This is a genomic window from Allobosea sp. LC85 (assembly GCF_000735605.1).
In the GTDB taxonomy this organism is placed as follows: domain Bacteria; phylum Pseudomonadota; class Alphaproteobacteria; order Rhizobiales; family Beijerinckiaceae; genus Allobosea.
In genome coordinates this window covers 21,842-42,508 of record NZ_JPKG01000013.1, presented here as the reverse complement: position 1 = coordinate 42,508, position 20,667 = coordinate 21,842, and the positions used below count along the sequence as shown (strand labels likewise).

The window sequence follows — 20,667 nt, the reverse complement described above, 5'->3', positions numbered from 1 at the left end:
CCCCTGAGAACGCAGGTTCCGACTATCAGCCGCCCAACGCAAGGGCGCTCGTCACCTGGGCGCGCGCAGCCTCCACATCGAGCGGTTCGGGCTCGTGCCGGATTCGGGCGAGCGCCATCGCGGCGCGGCGGGCGCGTGCCCCCGTCATGTCCGGCACCGCGCCTGCCACGGCGATCATCTCCTCCATGATGCCATGGCAATGCAGCACCACATCGACACCGGCGCGCATCGCCGCCCGCGCCTTCTCGGCGAAGCCGCCTGAGAGCGCCTTCATCGAGATATCATCGGTCATGATCAGGCCGTCGAAGCCGAGTTCGCCACGCATGATCTCCTTCACGACCCGGCGCGAAACCGTGGCCGGATGCCTTTGATCCAGTGCCGTGAACACGACATGTGCCGTCATTGCCATCGGCATGTCGGCGAGGTGTCGGAACGGTCGGAAATCATGTCCGCGCAGCGCCTCGAGCGAGGCGTCGATCACCGGCAGGTCGTGGTGGCTGTCGGCCCGCGCCCGGCCATGGCCGGGCATGTGTTTGACTACCGGGAGCACGCCGCCCGCCAGAAGTCCCTCCGCCGCCGCGCGGCCGAGGCGCGCGACCATGTCGGGGTCATGGGCATAGGCGCGATTGCCGATCACGTCATGGCTGCCCGAGATCGGCACGTCGAGCACCGGCAGGCAATCGACATCGATGCCGACGGCCTTGAGATCATGCGCCATCAGCCGCGCCGCCAGCCGCACGATCTCGCGCTGCTGCACGGGGTCGTTGATCCCATGGAAGGCTTGCGCCGGCGGATAGGCCGGCCAGTGCGGCGGCCCCATGCGCTGGACCCTGCCGCCCTCCTGATCGATCAGGATCGGCGCATGCCAGCCGACGGTCTCCCGCATCTCCGCTGTCAGCGCCGCGGTCTGTTCCGGCGTCTGGGTATTGCGCTTGAAGACGATAAAGCCCCAGGGCCTGGCATCGCGGAAGAAGGCGCGTTCGTCAGGGGTGAGGCTGGTGCCGAGGCACCCGGCGATGAAGGCGCGGGATTTCATGAAGCAGGCCCGAAGCGGATTGCAAAGCAGCGGAAGCCGTCTTCTCGCATGATTCCCGCTCTGACGCCTCAACGGAAGAAGCCCGGGACCATCCGGCCCCGGGCTTCGTTCACGAACGGATTGGCAAAGCCAGGGAGGCTCAGCGCATCTGCTGCGCCATACCAGCGTTGAAGGCGTCGAAAGGCAGCTCTGCGACTCGGAACCAGAGCTGTTCCTTGCGCCAGTACGGCAGCCACGAATCATAGAAGGTCTTGAAGGCCGGATTGCTGGCCGCTAACTCACCATAGAGCGCCTGCGCTTCCTTGAAGGCGGCCACCATCACGTCCTGCGGAAACGGCCTGAGCTCCGCGCCACTGGCGACGAGGCGCAGCAGGGCATCGGGGTTGCCGTGATCATATTTCGCGACGCAAAGCGCGTTGGCCTCGGCGCAGGCTGCTTCCACGATGGCCTTGTACGAAGCCGGCAGCGCGTCCCATTTTTCCAGGTTCACGATAAAGCTGACATTGGCGCAGCCTTCCCAGAAGCCGGGATAGTAATAGTACTTGGCGACCCGCTGGAAACCGAGCTTCTCATCGTCGAGCGGGCCGGAGAATTCGGCTGCGTCGATCGTGCCGCGCTCCAGCGCCGGATAGATGTCGCCGCCGCCGATCTGCTGCGGCACGACACCCAGCTTGGACAGGATTGTGCCGCCGAGGCCGGCAATACGGAATTTCAGGCCCTTCAGATCCTCGACCGTCTTGATCTCCTTGCGGAACCAGCCGCCCATCTGCGCCCCGGTATTGCCCGAAGGGATGGTGTGGAGATTATAGGTCTTCATGAAGGCGCGGCAGAGCTCGAGCCCACCGCCCTGATAGAGCCAGGCATTGTGCTGGCGCGTGTTCAAGCCGAAGGGCAGCGAGGTCTCGAAAGCGAAGGCTGGGTTCTTGCCGATATAGAAGCTCGACAGCGTGCTGCTGCACTCGACGGTGCCGTTTTGGACGGCATCGAGCGCCTGCAATGCCGGCACGATCTCGCCCGGCGCGAAGACCTGGATCTGGAACTGGTTATCGGTCGCTTCCGCGACGCGCTTGGCAATCTGCGTGCTGATGCCGAACAGCGTGTCGAGGCTCTTCGGGTAGCTCGACGTCAGGCGCCAGCTGACCTTCGGCTGGGCCTGCGCGATGGCGGGCGCGGCAATAGCCGCCCCGCCAGCTGCCACTCCGGCCCCTGAAGCCTTGACGAATGTACGGCGGTCCATGGATGTCCTCCTGAGTTCGGTGTCGTCATTTCAGGGCATCCCCTACCCGGATTCGACGCGGACGTCTTTGGCCGCGATGCCGGACGCCCAGCCCTTGGCAGCCCGGCACGACACGGCGCCATGCGCGCGCGACTCCGCAAAGGAAAACCGCCGGTGGCAGGAGCCACCGGCGGTCTGATCAACTCGGAGCTGGCAATCAGTTCTTGGCGATGAAGCACTGGCCGCCGGCAGCCTGAAGCTGCGTGCACATCGTCGTCGCATCCTCGCGGGAATAGGGCCCGATGCGCAGGCGATAGACCGTCTTCCCACCAGCGAGATCCGTCTTCTTGACGATCGGCGACTGGCCGCCGAGCTGGCCGGGATATTTGCGCTGCAGGGCCGCGAATGCGGCGCGCGCTTCCGCTTCGCTGCCGGGCGCGGCGAGCTGCACGGCAAAGTCGCCGGTACCGCTGCGGATTGCAGCAGTCGCCGGGGTCGGCGCCGCGGCAGGAGCCGGTGTCGGAGCAGCATTTGCAACACGCGCCGGAGCAGCCGGAGTGGTCGCCGGCGCTGGTGTCGCGACGCGCTCCTGAACCTTGGGTGCTTCAGGCGCCACAGCCGGCGTCGCAGCCGTGCGCTGCCGCGGCGGATTGGTGCTCGCGGTCGAGGATGGATTGAGCGGCAGGTTCCCCCCGAGCCTGGTCGGCGCTGCGCCGGTCGCGAGCCCTGCCGCGCCGTTGCTGTAGGCCGCGCTCGCGCCGGGCGGAGGCGCCGGCGTGCCATCGGGACGGATCGAGACAGTCCGGACCCGCCGTGGTTCGCCGAGGCCTGGTACGCCAGGCGTCGCGATCAGACCAGCTTCAGCCGGCGAGACGGAGCCGCGCTCAGGCGCCGTCGGAGCCTGCGCCAACGGATTGCCATTGGCGCCTCCCTGCGGCGTCGAGCCGAGTCCCGGCATGACCATCCGGCCCGGCATCGTGCGTGCCGCCTGCTGGATATCGACCGGTTGCTCCTCCCGGCTGACCACCTTGGTCGGGTTCGACGGGCTGTCGCCGGCACGCTCATAAATCTGCTTGTTCTGATTCGGGATCTCGGCTCCGCCGGGATTGGTCGGCGCAACCTTGCTCGGCCCGCCATCGGCCGAGATGACCGGCGGCTGGCCGTCGCTCGTCAGGGGCGAGCCCCGGAAGGCCATGTAGCCGCCAGCGCCGATCACCGCGACGGCAATCGCAGCCGCGGCAGCCCGGAGCCCCTTGCGCGAGCGCCGCGGCTGCAGATCCTGATAATCATCTTCGGCCATCAGCGGCGGCTCGGGATAGTCCGCCTGCGTATCGTGGCCGTAATCCTGATACTGTGCGTTGGCACGCTCCTCGTCGAGGTCACGTGCATCATGCCCCGCAGGGCGGGCGGGCTCCGGCCGTGCGTTGCGATAGGACTCGGGTTGTTCGACCGGTGTCGGAACATAGACCGCGGCCTGCCGAACCGGTTCGTCGGCGGGCGCCGGGCGGGCGATATCTCCGCGGCGAAGCAGCGCCTCGAACTCGTCGAGCGCTCCCAGCACATCAGCCGGGGGCTGCGTATTGTCGGCGGCAGCAGGCTGCTGCGCCGGCGTGTGAGCGAAAGAAGGCTCCTGGCGCTGCCGGGCGCCCGGCCAGGCCGCAGCGGCGGCCGCCTGCTGCTGCGCCGGAGCGGCAACCGCTCGCGGCGAGAAAAGTTCCTTCAGGGGGTCATCCTGACCGACGATCCGGGTCAACTCGACAAGCGGGTCGACAGACGCCCCTGCCTTTGGAGGCTGAGCCGCGCCGCGCAACTGACGCTCGAGGTCATCGAGATCGAGGGCGAAACGGTTCCTAGCTGGCTCACTCATGGTATGATCCATTCCAGCGTTGCCGGCGCCCGAATGGAACGCCGAACTCTACGCAAGGTCAATCTGACCGACTTTGCGCGCCGCCGGCGATCCTGGCCGTCAACGCATTTCTTCCGGCGCCGCAACCCCGACGACAGCCAGACCGGAGGCAAGGACGCTGCGCACCGCATGCACGAACGCCAGTCTTGCTACCGTGGATTCTCGATCAGTTTGATTAACGAACCGTAATTGCGGCGAGTCTTTGCCCTTGTTCCATAACGAGTGGAACGCGCTCGCCAGCTCATGCACGAAAAAGGCCACGCGATGGGGCTCATGCGCGCTGGCCGCTGCATCGATCATCCTTGGATAGGCAGCAATCATCTTGATGATGCCGATCTCCGCCTCGTCGGTCAGGCGCGACAGGTCCGCCTGCGCAAGCATCGCGGGCGACAGATCGATGCCGGGGAACGCCTCGCGCGCCTGCCGGAAGATCGAAGCGCACCGTGCATGGGCATACTGGACGTAGAAGACGGGATTGTCCTTCGATTGCTCGACGACCTTGGCGAGATCGAAATCGAGCGTCGCATCGTTCTTGCGGAAGATCATCATGAAGCGCACCGCATCGCGGCCAACCTCGTCGATGACTTCGCGCAGCGTCACGAAATCCCCGGAGCGCTTCGACATGCGCACCTGCTCGCCATTGCGCAGCAGCCGCACGAGCTGGCAGAGCTTGACGTCGAGCGAGCCCTCGCCATGCGTCACCGCCTTCACCGCGGCCGACATGCGCTTGACATAGCCGCCATGGTCGGCGCCCCAGACATCGATCATCTCGCGGTAGCCGCGGACGAATTTCGAGCGGTGATAGGCGATGTCATTGGCGAAATAGGTGTAGCTGCCGTCCGACTTGAGCAGCGGCCGGTCGACATCGTCGCCGAACAGTGTGGCCCGGAACAGGGTCTGCTCTCGGTCCTCCCAATCCTCGTCCTTCTGCCCCTTGGGCGGCGGCAGGCGGCCTTCGTAGATCAGGTCGCGCGAGCGCAGGTCCTCGATCGTCTCGCGCACCGCATCGATATTGCCGTCAACCGCGTGAAGCGAGCGCTCAGAGAAGAAGACGTCGTGGACGACGCCAAGCGCAGCGAGATCGTCCCGGATCATCGCCATCATGCCGTCGATCGCGGCAGCGCGCACCGGCACGAGCCACTCGGCCTCGGGCTTGCCGCGCAGGCTCTCGCCATAGGTCCTGGCCAGGTTTTCGCCGACCGACTTGAGATAGTCGCCGGGATAGAGCCCTTCCGGGATTGCGCCGATCTCCTCGCCCAGCGCCTCGCGATAGCGCAGGAAAGCGGAGCGGGCGAGCACATCGACCTGCGCACCGGCATCGTTGATGTAGTACTCGCGGCTAACCTGGTGGCCGGCAAAAGCGAGCAGGCTCGACAAGGCATCGCCGAAGACCGCGCCGCGGCCGTGGCCGACATGCATCGGCCCGGTCGGATTGGCCGAGACATATTCGACATTGATCTTCGGATCGGGGCGGAGCGCGCCCCGGCCGTGGTCCAGGCCCGCTTCGATCGCGGATTTGAGAATCGCCGTGAAAACAGCCGGTTGCAGCGTCAGGTTGATAAAGCCCGGCCCCGCGATCTCGGCCTTCGCCACATCCGGATCACGCGCGAGTTCCTCGACCAGCAAGGCCGCCAGAGCGCGCGGGTTGGTGCCGGCCTCCTTGGCCAGCACCATCGCGGCATTGATCGCAAGATCGCCATGGGCCGGGTCGCGCGTCGGCTCGACGACGACGCGGGCAAAGGACAACCCCGCCGGGATGGCGCCGCGATCGGCAAGCTGCGTCAGGGCGCTGTTGATGCGCGCGGAAAAGGTCTCGAACAGGTTCATTGCGACCGCAAACATACGAAAACTGGAAGGAAGGAGTGCCCCGGGCCTATCGCAGCGACGGGGTCGCGTCAAACAGGCGGCGGTGCTCGTCGAGCGCGTACCAGTCGGTCATGCCGGCAATATAGTCGGCGATCCGACGGGCCTTGCGGGGCTCGTCGAGCTCCGTCATCCCGGCCGCCCAGTCGGGCGGCATCGCCTGCGGAGCCGCCGCGAAGCGCGTGAACAGGTCGCGCACCACATCGGCCGCCTGCTGGCGAATGACCCCGACCCGTGGGTGCCGGTACATGTTGGGATAGAGGAAGGCCTTGATCTGACGGTCCGCCGTGGCGATCGTCTCCGAGAAGGCGACAACCGGCGCTCCTGCGCGGCGGATCGCATCGGCATCGGCTGGCGCCAGCGCGGCAATGAGCTGCTCGGAGCGCCGGATCACATCCTCGACGAAGCGCGTGATCACCCGCCGCACCAGCTCGTTCGTAGCACGGGGCGTCTCGAGGCCAGGATGCAGCCGCTCGATCTCGTCGAGCAGCTCCGCCAGGAATGGCACGACGCGAAGTTCAGCATGCCCGAACAACCCGGCCCGCAAGCCATCATCGATGTCATGAGCGTTATAGGCGATGTCGTCGGCGAGCGCGGCGACCTGCGCCTCTGCAGAGGCATGGCTGTCGAGCCAGAGATCCTGCCGCTCCTGGTATTCGACGATCGCCGTCGGGATGCCGGTCTTCGCATAGCGAGCGGTGGGCTCGCCGTCAGGGCCAATCAAAGGGCCGTTATGCTTGACCAGCCCTTCCAGCGTCTCCCAGCTGAGGTTGAGCCCGTCAAAACCGGCATAGCGATGCTCGAGCCGGGTCACGATTCGCAACGTCTGAGCGTTGTGGTCGAAACCACCGAACTTATGCATGCAGGCATCGAGGGCATCCTCGCCGGTATGGCCGAACGGCGTGTGGCCAAGGTCGTGCGCCAGCGCCAGCGCCTCGGCCAGATCCTCGTCGAGGCCGAACGCCCGGGCGAGCGCACGCGCTATCTGCGCGACTTCGATCGTATGCGTCAGACGGGTACGATAATGATCTCCCTCATGCGAAACAAAGACTTGCGTCTTGTGCTTCAAGCGGCGGAAGGCCGTGGAATGGATGATCCGGTCGCGATCGCGCTGGAAATGGCTGCGCGTCGGCGAAGCCGGCTCCGCGATCAGGCGGCCACGGCTCTGGCTCGAACGACAGGCATAGTTCGCGCGCCAGCGGTCGCCGGGCTCACGGTCGGAAGAAGGGCTCTGTGGCTGCGGCATGGCGGACCTATCGACGCCCCCTGCTTGTACAGGCGCTGCGGCGCAATTACCTTTGCAGACAACAAAGGTGCAAGGAGCATCTGCCTATGTCGACCGATCTTCAGGTCAATCCGCGCGGCATCGCCGTTACCGGCAAGGCCGCGAATCGCATTCTCGCGGTGATGGCGAAGGAGCCGCCCGGCTCGATGCTGCGCGTCAGCGTGACCGGTGGCGGCTGCTCCGGCTTCCAGTACATCTTCGATGTCGACCGCGAGAAAGCGCCGGGCGACCTCGTGATCGAGCGCGACGGCGCGACAGTGCTGATCGACGAGACCTCGCTCGACCTTCTCGAAGGCTGCACGATCGATTTCGTCGATGATCTGGTCGGCCAGTCCTTCAAGATCACCAATCCGAACGCGACCAGCTCCTGCGGCTGCGGGACGTCGTTTGCGCTCTAACGGGTCGAAATCGGCCAGCATGGCCTGATGAACACCAGCGCCTGACACTGTTCTCCCAAGGCGACTGACCGTCTCGGCCGAACTCGCAGAGCACGCCGGGTTCGAGAATCAGGCTCGGAAGCCGCCGGTGTCCACCACCAGGCACTCGGAGCCTCCAAAGAGGAAAAGGCGCCCTCGGGGCGCCTTTTCCTTAGTCGACGATCTGGTTGTCGGCTCTCAGTGCGAGCTGATCGCGCCGCCCTGCTCCAGCCTGATCTCGGCTGCCATCAGACCCTTCGGTCCAGGTCCGTAGCGCACCAGCACCGTCTGGCCGGGGATCAGCTCGACGATGCCGTAGCGGCGCAAGGTCTCCATATGGACGAAGATGTCCGGAGCACCCTCGCCCTTCGAGACGAAGCCGAAGCCGCGCAGACGGTTGAACCACTTCACCACCATGCGCTCGAGCCCGCTCGTCGGAGCAACCGAGACATTGGTGCGAGCCAGTGGCATCTCCGCCGGATGGCGCCCGGCCGAGGTATCGATCGACATCACGCGCACAGCCTGGCGTCCGCGCGCTTTCTCGATCGCTTCCAGAACGATGCGGGCCCCTTCGGCGATGGCGTTGAAGCCGTCGCGCTTCAGGATGGTGACATGGACCAGCACATCGGCGCCGCCATCCTCGGGGACGACGAAACCATAGCCCTTGCTGACGTCGAACCATTTGACGTAGCCGACGACTTCGACGCTTGCGTCGTGATCGAAGCCTTCGCCTCCGTCCAGCCGCATGATGCGGTTGAGTGACTGAATCGGACCGACCGGTGGCCGCCCACTCTCACCGAACTCGTCGGACATGTCCCGCTCATCTCCGCGCGAACTGTTTGATTCGTGCCGATACGATACCATCGGTTCGAAGTCGCGATACAGCCGGCTTGGCGTCATCCACATCATCGCGATGGACACCGCGGCAGATTAGCAACGCTTTTGGCGCGCTCAGCCTGCCAGCCGGCCAAGCGCCGGGCCGATCTCGGCTCGCACCACGAGATCGGCGATCGCGTCGGGCTCGGTCGGTTCGCGATTGATGATCACGAGCTTCGCTCCATTGCGCTTGGCGATCACCGGGAGCGTTGCGGCCGGGAACACCACCAGCGACGAGCCCGCGACAAGGAAGAGATCAGCCTGCATGGCCAACGCCTGCGCGCGTCGCATCGCCGCTTCCGGCATGGCCTGGCCGAACGAGATCGTCGCCGACTTCACGATGCCCCCGCAGATGGCGCAGCCCGGCGGTTCTCCGCTTGCCTCAAAGACTGGACGGATCGCGGCCAGTTCGTGCCGCCAGCCGCAGGTCAGGCAGGTCGCGTAGGTGCCGTTGCCGTGCAGCTCGATGAGCCTGTCCTCGGGGATGCCCGAAACCTGATGCAGCCCGTCGATATTCTGCGTGATCACGCCGGGAGAGCGGCCCTGGGCCACCAGATTGGCGAGCGCCTTGTGGCCGCGATTGGGCATGGCACCGGCAAAATGATCATCCATCGCGAACTTGCGCCGCCAGGCTTCGATGCGCGCCTCGCGACTGGCAACGAAAGCCTCGAATGGGATCGGCTTGTGGATCATCCAGGGTGAGCCGGGTGAACGGAAATCCGGCACGCCGGATTCGGTCGAGATCCCGGCTCCGGTGAAGCTGACGATCACGGCGGCGCGGTCAAGCAGCGCATGGAGTTCGTCGATCGCGTCGCTGGTCTCGTCCTGCATGGGCCCACCCGGTCCGCCTTCGCTGCTGCCTATATGAGCGCTGCCCCGTGCCGCAGCCAAGCCGATTGACGCGGAGCCGGACGCGCCTCAAAGCTGCCGTCATGCTCCAGACTGTCCGCCCCACGCTGAACCCCGACCTTCTCGACACCGGGACGCCGCCGATCCCGCAGGCGCAGGGTTGGGCTCGCTCCTATGACGGCCGCTCCGGTCCGCTGATCGATCTCTCGCAGGCCGTGCCGGGCTCACCACCGCCCGCCGCCCTGCTGCAGCGCCTTGGCGAGGCCGCTGCCCTGCCCGATCTGACGCGCTACGGCGGCATCACTGGCGATCTTTCGCTGCGCGAAGCCTATGCCGCCGAGATCGGCAGGATCTATGGCGCTCCGTTTGCCTCGACCGAGATTGCCATCACCTCCGGCTGCAACCAGGCCTATGTCGTGACCATGATGGCGCTCGCGCGGGCAGGCGACAATGTGCTGCTGCCAACGCCCTGGTACTTTAATCACGAGATGACGCTGACCATGCTCGGCATCGAGCCCCGTCCGCTCCCCTGCGATCCGGCTTGCGGCTTCGTCCCGGATGCCGAACGGGCGGAAAGCCTGATCGATGCGAAGACCCGCGCGATCGTGCTGGTGACCCCCAACAATCCGACTGGCTCGGTCTATCCGCCCGAGACCATCGCGGCCTTCGCCGCGCTCTGCGCGAGGCGCGGAATCTGGCTCGTCGTCGACGAGACCTATCGCGACTTCCTGCCAACCGGAGTGAAGGCGCCGCATGAGATCTTCGCCACAAGCGGCTGGCGGGATTCGGTGATCGGCCTCTACAGCTTCTCGAAGGCCTATGCCGTGCCCGGCTGGCGCCTTGGCGCCGTCACCGCCGGGGAGGCGGTCATAGAGCAGATCGGCAAGGTGCTGGACTGTGTCCAGATCAGTCCCGTGCGGGCCGGCCAGCAGGCGGTTGCCTGGGGCATCGACGGCATTCGCGACTGGCGCGAGGCCAACCGCGCCGAGATCAATGCGCGAGCCGGCGCCTTCCGCGCCGCGATGGCGCCGCTGAATGGCTGGCAGGTGCTCGCAGCCGGAGCCTATTTTGCCTATGTCGCGCATCCCTTCGCGGACGTGCCCGCGGCAGAGGTGGTGCGGGCCCTGGTCGGGGAGCGCGGAGTGCTCGCCCTGCCCGGCCCCTATTTCGGCCCCGGGCAGGAGAAGCATTTGCGCATCGCCATCGCCAATGTCGGCAAGGAGCGGATCAGCGAGATCGGCGAACGGCTCACGGGCTTTACGCTCTGAACGAAGCGCAGAGGTCATCCCGGGCGGCCAGTTGGCGGCCCGGGATCCATGGCACATTGCCACAGGCATGCCCTCCAGCGGAATCCCGGCCGCTGGCTGGGACCTTACCGAAGCAGGGCGGCGTAGCGCTCGCGATAGGCGTAGACCAGCAAGCCGCCGCTGACGATCAGGATGATCGCGACCGGGAGGCCCTGCGGATTGATGGTGAGGTGGAACAGCACGATCACGGCCATCACAGGCGCAATCAATGCTAGCCCCAGAGCCGGAACGATATTGAGAAGCAGGCTGAGCGCCCCGGCGAGATTGACGCTCTTGAGAAAGGGCCAGAAGAAGTCGGAATTCTGCAGAGCGAGCTCGAACTCCAGGCCCTTCGGCGAGGTTGGGGGATGGATCAGATGGCTCCCCGTCGCCAGGAACCAGAAACCATCGACCGCGCTGACCAGGAAGATCAAGCCGAGCAGAAGGCGCGGCACCGTGACAAGCAGAATGTGCTTCATGACAGCGCCCCCAGCGCTTCTGTCTTGGACAGCGCGGCCGATCGAACCGCGCCGCCCTCTGTGTCAAGCGACGACGATCACATCGTTGCGCCGATCTGCCAGGGCACGAACTCGGCGTCGCCATAGCCGAGCTGCTCGGACTTGGAGCGCTCGCCTGACGCAACACGCAGCAGCGTCTCGAAAATCTCGCGGCCCTTCTCCTCCAGCGTCACGCCGTCGAGGATGTCGCCGCAATTGATATCCATGTCGTCGATCATCTTCTCGTAGATCGGCGTATTGGTGGCGAGCTTGACCGACGGCGTCGGCTTGCAGCCATAGGCCGAGCCGCGCCCGGTGGTGAAGGCGAGGATATTGGCGCCGCCCGCGACCTGGCCCGTTGCCGCGACCGGGTCGTAGCCAGGCGTGTCCATGTAGACGAAGCCCTTCGATTTCACCGGCTCGGCATAGTGATAGACGGCCGCGAGCGTCTTGGTTCCGCCCTTCGCCGCCGCGCCCAGCGACTTTTCCAGGATCGTGGTGAGCCCGCCCGCCTTGTTGCCCGGCGAGGGGTTGTTGTTCATGCTCATCCGGGCGCGCTCGGTGTAGTCCTCCCACCACTTGATCACGCCGACGAGCTTCTCGCCGACCTCGCGCGTCGCAGCGCGGCGGGTGAGCAGGTGCTCGGCGCCGTAGATCTCGGGCGTCTCGGACAGGATCGCCGTGCCGCCGTGCTCGACCAGGATGTCGACGGCGGCGCCCAGCGCCGGATTGGCCGTAATGCCGGAATAGCCATCGGAACCGCCGCATTGCAGGGCAAGAGTCAGCTCCGAGGCCGGTACCGTCTCGCGCACGGCGCGGTTGGCGATCGGCAGCATCACCTTCAGCGCCTCAATGCCAGCGGCGACGCTCTTCCGGGTGCCGCCGGTTTCCTGAATCGTCATGGTGCGGAAGATGTCGCTCTCTTCGACGCCATAGGCCTCCTTCATGCGCTTGATCTGAAACCCTTCACAGCCGAGGCCGACGACCAGCACCGCCGCCATGTTGGGATTGCAGGCATAGCCCCAGGTTGTGCGCTTCAGCACCTCGAAGCTCTCGCCATTATAGTCGATGCCACAGCCGGTGCCGTGGGTCAGCGCGATGACTCCGTCGACATTGGGGTAATCGGCGAGGATGCCGGAGCGCTTGACCTCCTCGGCCATGAAGCGCGCGACCGAGGCCGAGCAGTTCACGGACGTCAGGATGCCGACATAGTTGCGCGTGCCGGCGCCACCGCCCTTGCGGCGAAACCCCTCGAAGGTCGCCTGCTGCTCGACCGGCAGCACGAATTCCGGCTTCGCCTCGGCGCAGAAATCATAGTCGCGCTCGAAGGCATGGAAGCCGGTATTGTGCTCGTGCACCCATTCGCCGGGCGGGATGTCGACCGTCGCGAAGCCGATGATCTGGCCGAATTTGCGGATCGGCTCGTCCTTGGCAATCGGCGCCAGCGCGACCTTGTGGCCGCGCGGAATGCGTTTCAGGGCGACAACGCCCGCTGCAGTAACGCCTGCATCGATCGGATCGACCGCGACCGCAACGTTGTCGGCGGCGTTGAGCTTCAGTGTACGCGGCGGCAAAACCTTGTCGAGCATGAGAGAAACCGTCTGCTTGGGGGTGGCGACCCTGGGCCGCGCTCGCCCAAGACATGCGCCTGTCCGGTGCTTTTTTCAATCGGTTGAAAGTAAGCCCGGCCTTGCATGCGGCGCCGGATCGTCAGGCCAGACTATCGCTCGACCGAAACGCTGAGCTGCATGGGTCGGATGGATGCCGCAATAGAGCTCATACGCACTGCTCTTCAGCCGCTACGAGCCCGGCCATGCCTATGGCAGTCATGTCGACGACGCTCTGATGGGTGGGATGTGCACCGACGTCTCCTTCACCCTCTTCCTCGCCGATCCGGGGGCCTATGAGGGCGGCGAACTGGTGATCGAGACCAGTTCCGGCGGCGTTCAAGGGTGGCGGCCGGTTCGCTCATCGCCTATCCCTCGACCACGCTGGTCGCCGCCGTCGGCTGGGCCCGCAGCTTCATCCGCGACGCAAGCCAGCGCGAGATCCTGTTCGATCTCGATCGAGCCCGGCGGACATTGTGCAGCCCTGAGGGCAAGACGCCGGAATTCGATCTGATCTCGAAATCCGTCGCGAACCTCACCCGGATGTGGGCGCAGGACTGATCAGCGAGTCAGCGCAGCGAGCGTCTCGTCGACGATCGCATCCTTGGCCAGTTCGACCGACACGACCACCGGGCGCTCATCCGCCCCCGGCTCCTCCAGCGCCGCGAACTGGCTGTCGAGCAGCGCCGGCGGCATGAAATGGTGCTGGCGCGCTGCCATGCGCTGGCCGATCAGCTCGCGCGAGCCCTTGAGATAGACCAGCGCGACATCCGGCCGATCGCCGATGATGACCCGGCGATAGGCGCGCTTCAGTGCCGAACAGGTGACGATGCCGTTCTTGCCGGTCGCGCGCAGCTCATCGATCCAGGTCGCGATCGCGGCCAGCCAGGGCTTGCGGTCCTCGTCGTTCAGCGGCGTGCCGCTCGACATCTTTGCGACGTTCTCAGGCGGGTGGAAGGAATCCGCATCACGAAACGGCCAGCCCAGGCGTTCGGCCAGGCGCTCGCCGAGCGAGGTCTTGCCCGAACTGGCAACACCCATGACGACGATGACGGCTGGCATCCGCCCATTCGGGAAAGCGGTCATGGCGCTCACGACTTCTTCGGCTCGACATGCCCGCCGAACCCGGCGCGCATCGCGGAGAGCACCTTCTCGGCGAAGGTGTGGTCCTTGCGCGAACGGAAGCGGGTATAGAGCGAGGAGGTCAGCACCTCGGCCGGCGTCGCGGTTTCCACCGCGGCCTGCACCGTCCAGCGCCCCTCGCCCGAATCCGAGACATGACCGGTATAGGCGGACAGCTCCTCGTCCGCCGCCAGTGCCTCGGCCGTGAGATCGAGCAGCCAGGAGGTTACGACCGAACCGCGCCGCCAGACCTCGGCAATCTCCGCGACATCGAAATCGAAGCCGTATTCGGGCGGCAGACCGTCCTTCGCCGAGGCATTGCGCAGCAGGTCGAACCCTTCGGCAAAGGCCTGCATCATGCCGTATTCGATGCCGTTATGGACCATCTTGACGAAATGGCCGGCGCCGACCGGGCCGCAATGCAGATAGCCCTGTTCGGATGCCGGGTTGCGGCCGTCGCGGTGCCGACTCGGCGGGATGTCGCCCTTGCCAGGTGCCAGCGCCTTGAAGATCGGTTCCAGACGATCGAAGCCCGCCTTGTCGCCACCGACCATCAGGCAATAGCCGCGCTCCAGCCCGTGCACGCCGCCGCTGGTGCCGATATCGAGATAATGCAGCCCCTTCGCCGCAAGTTCCTGCCCCCGCCGGACATCGTCCTTCCAGAAGGCGTTACCGCCATCGATCAGCGTGTCGCCGGGCTGGACGAGGGCCGCGAGGTCGGTGAGCGTCGCCTCGGTGATCTCTCCGGCCGGCAGCATCACCCAGATCGCGCGCGGCGCCTTCAGCTTCGAGACGAGATCGGCGAGATCGGCGGCGACCACGGCGCCTTCGCCTGCCAGTGCCGCGCCGGGCTTGGGATCACGGTCGTAGACCGCGCATTCGTGCCCGGCCTTCATCAGCCGCCGGACGATATTGGCTCCCATGCGGCCGAGGCCGATCATTCCAAGCTGCATCGCAAAGGCTCCTGCCGGGGATCCTGAACCGGCTTTGGGAGCGCTTCATGCCTTGTGCGGCGGGTTGGAGCAAGCGGAACCCGGCAGCGGTCAGCCGCGCTGCAGCGCCCGCCAGCGCCCGGGGGGCACACCATAGGCGCGGCGAAACTGGCGGGTCAGGTGGCTCTGGTCGGCAAAGCCGCAGGCCATCGCCACCTCGACAAGCGAGGTTCCACCGAGCAGGAGCCTGCGAGCTCGCTGGAGCCGGCGCATCACGAGATAATTATACGGACTTGTGCCGAAACAGCCGCGAAAATGCCGGGCCAGGGTGAAGCGATCGAGGCCGGCAATGGCTTCGAGTTCGCGGGAAGCCACCACCTCGTCGCGATGCGCGTCGAGATATTGGCGGGCTCGCTCAGCGGCAGGCCGGTCGAGCAAATGTCCCGTCGGCCGCGCGGCCGACGGATCGAGCGCAAGCAGCGCTTCCGCGAGCGGCAGCAGGACATCCTCGGCGGCGATCTCGTCGAGAGGCGCATCGAGATCGCGCAAGGCATGGGCCACGGCGCGAACGAGCCGTACATCCTGCGAGACCGCTGTCGACACGAAGGGCAACGCGCGGCCCTGCCCACCCATCGCCTCCCGGATCAGCCGCGGCTCGACATAGAGCATGCGGTAGCTGAACCCCTCCGGAATCCCAGCGCGCCCGTTATGGAGCTCGTCGGGATGCAGCACGATCGCATGTCCGCTCAGGCTATCGCGCCGGCTGCCGCGATAGTCGAAGCTCTGCACCCCCGACAGCGTCAGCCCGAGCGCGTAGGTGTCATGGCGATGCGGGTCATAGGCAAAGCCGCGGAAGAACGCTTCCATCCGCTCGATGCCGTCGGAGCCCGAGCCCGTGCGCACCCAGTCGGCGCCCTCCGGCCCGCACGATCGTTCAAGACGCGCCTTCCCGGCTTCGGTTAGCGATTGAATCATGCGTTACGATACCAAGATCGCCATCGTGGTACGCGAGAATCTCGCCCCCTGGCAAAAACTCAATGTTGCGAGCTTCCTGGCCGGAGGCCTGGTCGGCGCCGCGCCCGAACTCGCGGGCGAGGCCTATCGCGACGGCTCGGGCCGCTTCTACGGCCCTCTGATCCGCCAGCCCGTCCTGATCTTCGCGGCGGCAAGCGAGCAGTTGAAGCAGGTTCTGGACCGCGCCCGCGCCCGTGGGGTGCGCCCGCATCTCTATACCAGCGAGCTGTTCGCGACCGGTAACGATAGCGACAACCGGGCGGCCGTCGCCGTCGTGCCGACTGAAGCGCTCGATCTCGTTGGGTTGGGCCTCCATGCCGAGCGCAAGGAGATAGACAAGATTATCAAGGGCTTGACCCTTCACACCTGAATCAGTCTCTGAACCTGGGCTCCGTCGAGCTCGCCCATCGCACCCGACAGCACGATCTCGCCGCGATCCATCACGAACATCGTGTCGGCGAGTTCGCGCGCGAAGTCGAAATATTGCTCGACGAGCACGATCGCCATGTCGCCGCGCTGGCGCAGATAGTCGATCGCGCGGCCGATATCCTTGATGATCGAGGGCTGGATGCCCTCGGTCGGTTCGTCGAGCACCAGCAATTTGGGTCGGGTGACCAGCGCCCGCGCGATGGCGAGTTGCTGTTGCTGGCCTCCCGAGAGGTCTCCGCCGCGTCGGCCCAGCATGGACTTGAGCACGGGGAATAGGTCGAACAGCTCATCCGGGATGAATCGGCTGCGGCGTGGCAGCGGCGCGAACCCGGTTTCGAGGTTTTCCTTGACGCTCAGCAGCGGAAAGATCTCACGCCCCTGCGGCACGAACCCGATGCCGGCTCGCGCCCGGTCCTCGCTGCGCAAGCTCGAGACGTCCTCGCCCGCAAAGCTGATGCGCCCGCCACTGATCGGTTGCTGGCCGACGATGGCGCGCATCAACGAGGTCTTGCCGACGCCGTTGCGGCCCATGACGCAGGTGACCTTGCCGGGCTCGGCTGCGATCGAAACCCGGCGCAGGGCCTGCGCCGCGCCGTAATGCAGGTCGATGGCTTCGACGTTCAGCATCGTCCCATGTCCAGTTGCATGGCCTGATCGAACAACCGGTTCCTATCCTTCCGAATCATGCTTACCGCCCCAGATAGACTTCGACGACGCGCTCATTGGCGCTGACCTGATCAAGCGGTCCTTCGGCCAGCACCGCACCCTCGTGCAGCACAGTGACCTTGACACCGAGTTCGCGGATGAACCCCATGTCGTGCTCGACTACGATCACCGAATGATCCCGGGCGATCTCCTTGAGCAGCACCGCCGTTTCGACCGTCTCGCCATCGGTCATGCCGGCGGCCGGCTCGTCGACCAGCAGTAGCTTCGGGTCCTGCGCCAGGAGCATGCCGATCTCGAGCCACTGCTTCTGGCCGTGCGAGAGTGAACCGGCGAGGCGGCTGCGCGCATCCCCCAACTTGATGATGCCGAGGATCTCGTCGATTCGCTTCTGGTCAACCGCCGCCGTCTTCCAGAACAGGGTTCTGGCCACGGTGCGCTGCGACTTCAGCGCCAGCAGGATGTTGTCTTCGATGGTGTGGAAGTCGAACACGGTCGGCTTCTGAAACTTGCGGCCGATGCCGAGATTGGCGATCGCGGCCTCGTCGAGCCTGGTCAGGTCGACCGAGCCGCCGAACATCACCGTGCCCTCGTCCGGCCTGGTCTTGCCGGTGATGATATCCATCATCGTCGTCTTGCCCGCGCCGTTCGGCCCGATGATGGCACGCATCTCGCCCGGTGCGATCACCAACGAGAGCCCGCGGATCGCCTTGAAGCCGTCGAAGGAGACGCTGACACCGTCGAGATAGAGCAGTGAGGAGGTGAGCGCTGCATGGGCCGGGATCATGCGCGTCACTCCGCGGGGGCTGGTTCGGCCAGCGCCGCCGCTGGCTCGCGCCTGCGCCGCCCGTCCCACCAGTCCTGTGCGGTGCCGAGAATTCCCTTGGGCATGAACAGGGTGACGAAGACGAAGAGCGCGCCGAGCGCGAAGAGCCAGTAGGGCGCCATGAAGCCGGAGGTGAAGACAGTCTTGGCGTAGTTCACCACGACCGCGCCCAGCGCCGCGCCGACCAACGTGCCACGCCCGCCGACGGCGACCCAGATCACGGTCTCGATCGAGTTGGCCGGAGCAAATTCGCTCGGGTTGATGATGCCGACCTGTGGCACGTAGAGCGCTCCCGCGACGCCCGCCATGCAGGCCGAGACGGTGAAGACGAAGAGCTTGAAGCGGTCGACCCGATAGCCGAGGAAGCGCGTGCGTGATTCCGCGTCACGGATCGCGATGACGACCTTGCCGAGTTTGGAATCGACGATGCCGCGGGCGATCAGGAAGCCGGCGATCAGCATCACGCAGGTCATCGCAAACAGCGCCGCGCGCGTCGCCTGCGCCTGCACGTTGAAGCCGAGGATGTCCTTGAAGTCGGTCAGCCCGTTATTGCCGCCGAAGCCCATGTCGTTGCGGAAGAAGGCAAGCAGCAGCGCATAGGTCAGCGCCTGGGTGATGATCGAGAGATAGACGCCGGTGACGCGGGAGCGGAAGGCGAACCAGCCGAAGATGAAGGCGAGCAGACCCGGCACCAGCAGCACCATCAGCATGGCGACGGGGAAGGAGGAGAAGCCGTACCAGTACCAGGGCAGTTCGTGCCAGTTCAGGAAGACCATGAAGTCGGGCAGGATCGGATTGCCATAGACGCCGCGCGAGCCGATCTGGCGCATCAGATACATGCCCATCGCATAGCCGCCGAGCGCGAAGAAGGCGCCGTGGCCAAGCGAGAGGATGCCGCAATAGCCCCAGACTAGGTCGAGCGAGATCGCGAGCAGCGCGTAGCATAGGTACTTGCCCCAGAGCGACATGGTCGAGGTCGGGACATGAAGGACCGAGCTCTCCGGCAGCAGCAGATTGGCGAACGGCACCAACACGGCCAGTGCGACCAGTAGCCCGAGGAAGGTGAGGCCGCGCTTGTCGAGCCCCTGGATGAGAAAGCGGGTGATCATGCTTCCACCGCCCGGCCCTTCAGCGCGAACAAGCCGCGCGGGCGCTTCTGGATGAAAAGGATGATGAAGACGAGCAGCGCGATCTTGCCGAGCACCGCGCCGGCATAGGGTTCGAGCAGCTTGTTGGCGACGCCAAGCGTCATGGCGGCGACGAGCGTGCCCCAGAGATTGCCCACGCCGCCGAAGACGACGACCATGAACGAGTCGATGATGTAGCCTTGGCCGAGATTGGGGCTGACATTGTCGATCTGCGAGAGCGCGACGCCGGCCAGTCCCGCCACGCCCGAGCCGAGCCCAAAGGTCAGCGCATCGATGCGGCCGGTGCGAATGCCCATGGCTGCTGCCATCCGTCTGTTCTGCGTCACCGCGCGCATCTGCAACCCCATCGGCGTGAGCTTCAGGATCGCCAGCAGCGCCGCGAAGACGAGCCCGGCGAAGACGATGATCCAGAGCCGGTTCCAGGTGATCGCGAGCCCGCCGAGCTCGAAGGCACCAGCCATGAAGGCCGGCGCCCCGACCTCCCGGTTGGTCGGACCGAAAGCGGTCCGTACCGCCTGCTGCAGGATCAGGCTGATGCCCCAGGTCGCGAGCAGCGTCTCCAGCGGCCGTCCATAGAGGTAGCGGATAACGCCGCGCTCGATCGCGATGCCGACCAGTCCCGCGACAAGAAAAGCCGCCGGCAGTGCAATGGCGAGCGAATAGTCGAACAGGCCTGGAAAGCGGGTGCGGATGACCTCCTGGACCACGAAGGTGGTATAGGCGCCGAGCATCACCATCTCGCCATGGGCCATGTTGATCACGCCCATCACGCCGAAGGTGATGGCAAGCCCGATCGCGGCGAGCAGCAGCACCGAGCCGAGCGAAAGCCCGTACCAGAGGTTCTGGGCCGCACGCCACAGGGCGAGCTTGCCCTCGATGTCGGAGATCGCCCGCACCTGCGCCTCCTTCAGCGGTTGCGAGACGTCTCCCGGCAGGGAGCGCAAGGTCGCCAATGCATCCTGGTCGCCGCGCTCGCGCAGCACGTCGATCGCCCCGAGCCGGTCGAAGGGCTGTGCGTCCGCCTTGCTGATCAGGATCGCCGCCTGCGCCTGACGCAGCGCGATCCTCGCCCGATTGTCGGTCTCCTTGGCGATGGCGCCTTCCAGGACCGGCAGCACCGAGGCATCGCGCGACTTGAAGACCGCCTCGGCGGCGGCGGCGCGCCGGGCCGGATCGGGATTGAGCAGGCCGAGCCCCCCCAACGCCGCCTGAATCACGCGCCTGACATTGTTGTTGAGCCTGACAGCGCTGACACCCGTCGGCTCGGCAGAGAGCGGCTGGCCTGTCCGCGCATCGCTGAAACCGCCGGTCCTGGTCCTGATCGCAACCGCCCCCCCGCCGGAGAGCAGCCGCCCCTCGGCGAGCGCCTCGATGATCGCGGCCGCGTTCGGGTGAGCGGTCTGGACCAGGATCTCGACCGCCCGCGCCGTATCGGAAAAGCTGTCCGCACCCAGTCGGGCGAAGGCCTCGTCGGCGCTCTGGGCGAAGGCCGCACCGGGCGCCAGGACGAGAGCCGTCGTGAGCACGATCATGCGCAGCAGTCTGGACAGGAGAAGCATCGGCTCGCTTTTCATGTGGCGATCAGATCGGGAGCTCAGCCCTCATCCCGGGAACCGCACAGGCGGGATCTAGAGGATGCGCGCTGTCTTGCTTGCAAAAGCAGCGATACTTCGCGGCGGAAAACGAAGGGCGGCCG

The 20,667-nt window shown here is 65.9% G+C and carries 20 protein-coding genes; 4 read left to right on the top strand and 16 right to left on the bottom strand.

All coding sequences use genetic code 11. The features are described 5' to 3' along the window. Positions 1 to 25 precede the first annotated feature (25 nt). The 5 genes from nagZ to FG93_RS06050 form a co-directional block, all read right to left on the bottom strand. Positions 26 to 1,036, bottom strand: coding sequence for a beta-N-acetylhexosaminidase (gene nagZ / locus FG93_RS06070; protein ID WP_043232974.1), 1,011 nt, complete (start codon positions 1,034 to 1,036; stop codon positions 26 to 28). Between the two features lie 139 nt (positions 1,037 to 1,175). Beyond that, on the bottom strand, positions 1,176 to 2,273 hold the full coding sequence (locus FG93_RS06065; RefSeq protein WP_043232973.1) for a TRAP transporter substrate-binding protein: 1,098 nt from the start codon (positions 2,271 to 2,273) through the stop codon (positions 1,176 to 1,178). Positions 2,274 to 2,469: 196 nt separating this feature from the next. Next, positions 2,470 to 4,119, bottom strand: coding sequence for an SPOR domain-containing protein (locus tag FG93_RS06060; RefSeq protein ID WP_152579335.1), 1,650 nt, complete (start codon positions 4,117 to 4,119; stop codon positions 2,470 to 2,472). A gap of 99 nt (positions 4,120 to 4,218) precedes the next feature. Continuing rightward, positions 4,219 to 5,985, bottom strand: a complete 1,767-nt coding sequence (gene argS / locus FG93_RS06055) for an arginine--tRNA ligase (protein WP_043233052.1) — start codon at positions 5,983 to 5,985, stop codon at positions 4,219 to 4,221. Between the two features lie 46 nt (positions 5,986 to 6,031). Continuing rightward, complete coding sequence (locus tag FG93_RS06050; RefSeq protein ID WP_043233050.1) at positions 6,032 to 7,267, bottom strand: deoxyguanosinetriphosphate triphosphohydrolase; 1,236 nt, start codon at positions 7,265 to 7,267, stop codon at positions 6,032 to 6,034. Positions 7,268 to 7,353: 86 nt separating this feature from the next. Between FG93_RS06050 and FG93_RS06045 the strand changes: the two genes are divergently transcribed. Further along, complete coding sequence (locus tag FG93_RS06045) at positions 7,354 to 7,704, top strand: iron-sulfur cluster assembly accessory protein (protein ID WP_043232969.1); 351 nt, start codon at positions 7,354 to 7,356, stop codon at positions 7,702 to 7,704. A 216-nt stretch (positions 7,705 to 7,920) separates the two neighbouring features. Here FG93_RS06045 and FG93_RS06040 read toward each other — a convergent pair whose 3' ends face one another. Beyond that, the gene (locus FG93_RS06040; protein ID WP_244448515.1) at positions 7,921 to 8,469 is read right to left on the bottom strand and encodes a cold-shock protein; all 549 of its coding nucleotides are present in this window, start codon (positions 8,467 to 8,469) and stop codon (positions 7,921 to 7,923) included. Positions 8,470 to 8,673: 204 nt separating this feature from the next. Continuing rightward, positions 8,674 to 9,429, bottom strand: coding sequence for a Sir2 family NAD-dependent protein deacetylase (locus tag FG93_RS06035; RefSeq protein WP_043232968.1), 756 nt, complete (start codon positions 9,427 to 9,429; stop codon positions 8,674 to 8,676). A gap of 101 nt (positions 9,430 to 9,530) precedes the next feature. Between FG93_RS06035 and FG93_RS06030 the strand changes: the two genes are divergently transcribed. Continuing rightward, positions 9,531 to 10,715, top strand: a complete 1,185-nt coding sequence (locus FG93_RS06030; protein ID WP_052513423.1) for an aminotransferase — start codon at positions 9,531 to 9,533, stop codon at positions 10,713 to 10,715. Between the two features lie 104 nt (positions 10,716 to 10,819). Here the strand turns inward: FG93_RS06030 and FG93_RS06025 are convergent, their stop codons facing one another. After that, positions 10,820 to 11,212, bottom strand: a complete 393-nt coding sequence (locus FG93_RS06025; protein WP_043232967.1) for a hypothetical protein — start codon at positions 11,210 to 11,212, stop codon at positions 10,820 to 10,822. A gap of 77 nt (positions 11,213 to 11,289) precedes the next feature. Continuing rightward, positions 11,290 to 12,819, bottom strand: coding sequence for a UxaA family hydrolase (locus FG93_RS06020; RefSeq protein ID WP_043232965.1), 1,530 nt, complete (start codon positions 12,817 to 12,819; stop codon positions 11,290 to 11,292). A 363-nt stretch (positions 12,820 to 13,182) separates the two neighbouring features. Here FG93_RS06020 and FG93_RS31070 point away from each other — a divergent pair, with 363 nt between their 5' ends. After that, on the top strand, positions 13,183 to 13,398 hold the full coding sequence (locus tag FG93_RS31070; RefSeq protein ID WP_052513422.1) for a hypothetical protein: 216 nt from the start codon (positions 13,183 to 13,185) through the stop codon (positions 13,396 to 13,398). Here FG93_RS31070 and FG93_RS06010 read toward each other — a convergent pair whose 3' ends face one another. From FG93_RS06010 to FG93_RS06000, 3 genes are all read right to left on the bottom strand, one after another. Continuing rightward, a complete protein-coding gene (locus FG93_RS06010) occupies positions 13,399 to 13,923 on the bottom strand; it encodes a gluconokinase (RefSeq protein ID WP_043232963.1) in 525 nt (174 codons plus the stop codon). Positions 13,924 to 13,928: 5 nt separating this feature from the next. Further along, on the bottom strand, positions 13,929 to 14,912 hold the full coding sequence (gene gnd / locus FG93_RS06005) for a phosphogluconate dehydrogenase (NAD(+)-dependent, decarboxylating) (protein WP_043232961.1): 984 nt from the start codon (positions 14,910 to 14,912) through the stop codon (positions 13,929 to 13,931). Between the two features lie 90 nt (positions 14,913 to 15,002). Next, positions 15,003 to 15,794, bottom strand: coding sequence for an AraC family transcriptional regulator (locus FG93_RS06000; RefSeq protein WP_244448510.1), 792 nt, complete (start codon positions 15,792 to 15,794; stop codon positions 15,003 to 15,005). A gap of 70 nt (positions 15,795 to 15,864) precedes the next feature. Here FG93_RS06000 and FG93_RS05995 point away from each other — a divergent pair, with 70 nt between their 5' ends. Next, complete coding sequence (locus tag FG93_RS05995; protein WP_043232960.1) at positions 15,865 to 16,275, top strand: DUF2000 domain-containing protein; 411 nt, start codon at positions 15,865 to 15,867, stop codon at positions 16,273 to 16,275. Here FG93_RS05995 and urtE read toward each other — a convergent pair. From urtE to urtB, 4 genes are all read right to left on the bottom strand, one after another. Further along, on the bottom strand, positions 16,266 to 16,961 hold the full coding sequence (urtE, locus tag FG93_RS05990; RefSeq protein WP_043232958.1) for an urea ABC transporter ATP-binding subunit UrtE: 696 nt from the start codon (positions 16,959 to 16,961) through the stop codon (positions 16,266 to 16,268). The genes FG93_RS05995 and urtE overlap by 10 nt on opposite strands. 61 nt (positions 16,962 to 17,022) lie before the next feature. Beyond that, entirely contained in the window at positions 17,023 to 17,784 is a 762-nt protein-coding gene (gene urtD, locus FG93_RS05985; protein ID WP_043233044.1) for an urea ABC transporter ATP-binding protein UrtD, read from the bottom strand. Between the two features lie 5 nt (positions 17,785 to 17,789). After that, positions 17,790 to 18,932 (bottom strand): urea ABC transporter permease subunit UrtC, encoded by a 1,143-nt coding sequence (gene urtC, locus FG93_RS05980; protein ID WP_043232956.1) that lies wholly within the window; start codon positions 18,930 to 18,932, stop codon positions 17,790 to 17,792. Then, positions 18,929 to 20,545 carry an urea ABC transporter permease subunit UrtB gene (gene urtB, locus FG93_RS05975; protein ID WP_244448509.1) on the bottom strand — a complete coding sequence of 539 codons (1,617 nt, stop codon included), beginning with the start codon at positions 20,543 to 20,545 and terminating at the stop codon, positions 18,929 to 18,931. The genes urtC and urtB overlap by 4 nt, the downstream gene beginning before the upstream one ends. Between the last annotated feature and the right edge of the window lie 122 nt (positions 20,546 to 20,667).

Coding starts and splice junctions, on each gene's coding strand:
- nagZ (WP_043232974.1), bottom strand. CDS start 1,036: ATGAAATCCCGCGCCTTCATCGCCGGGTGCCTCGGCACCAGCCTCACC.
- FG93_RS06065 (WP_043232973.1), bottom strand. CDS start 2,273: ATGGACCGCCGTACATTCGTCAAGGCTTCAGGGGCCGGAGTGGCAGCT.
- FG93_RS06060 (WP_152579335.1), bottom strand. CDS start 4,119: ATGAGTGAGCCAGCTAGGAACCGTTTCGCCCTCGATCTCGATGACCTC.
- argS (WP_043233052.1), bottom strand. CDS start 5,985: ATGAACCTGTTCGAGACCTTTTCCGCGCGCATCAACAGCGCCCTGACG.
- FG93_RS06050 (WP_043233050.1), bottom strand. CDS start 7,267: ATGCCGCAGCCACAGAGCCCTTCTTCCGACCGTGAGCCCGGCGACCGC.
- FG93_RS06045 (WP_043232969.1), top strand. CDS start 7,354: ATGTCGACCGATCTTCAGGTCAATCCGCGCGGCATCGCCGTTACCGGC.
- FG93_RS06040 (WP_244448515.1), bottom strand. CDS start 8,469: ATGCGGCTGGACGGAGGCGAAGGCTTCGATCACGACGCAAGCGTCGAA.
- FG93_RS06035 (WP_043232968.1), bottom strand. CDS start 9,429: ATGCAGGACGAGACCAGCGACGCGATCGACGAACTCCATGCGCTGCTT.
- FG93_RS06030 (WP_052513423.1), top strand. CDS start 9,531: ATGCTCCAGACTGTCCGCCCCACGCTGAACCCCGACCTTCTCGACACC.
- FG93_RS06025 (WP_043232967.1), bottom strand. CDS start 11,212: ATGAAGCACATTCTGCTTGTCACGGTGCCGCGCCTTCTGCTCGGCTTG.
- FG93_RS06020 (WP_043232965.1), bottom strand. CDS start 12,819: ATGCTCGACAAGGTTTTGCCGCCGCGTACACTGAAGCTCAACGCCGCC.
- FG93_RS06010 (WP_043232963.1), bottom strand. CDS start 13,923: ATGACCGCTTTCCCGAATGGGCGGATGCCAGCCGTCATCGTCGTCATG.
- gnd (WP_043232961.1), bottom strand. CDS start 14,912: ATGCAGCTTGGAATGATCGGCCTCGGCCGCATGGGAGCCAATATCGTC.
- FG93_RS05995 (WP_043232960.1), top strand. CDS start 15,865: ATGCGTTACGATACCAAGATCGCCATCGTGGTACGCGAGAATCTCGCC.
- urtE (WP_043232958.1), bottom strand. CDS start 16,961: ATGCTGAACGTCGAAGCCATCGACCTGCATTACGGCGCGGCGCAGGCC.
- urtD (WP_043233044.1), bottom strand. CDS start 17,784: ATGATCCCGGCCCATGCAGCGCTCACCTCCTCACTGCTCTATCTCGAC.
- urtC (WP_043232956.1), bottom strand. CDS start 18,932: ATGATCACCCGCTTTCTCATCCAGGGGCTCGACAAGCGCGGCCTCACC.
- urtB (WP_244448509.1), bottom strand. CDS start 20,545: ATGAAAAGCGAGCCGATGCTTCTCCTGTCCAGACTGCTGCGCATGATC.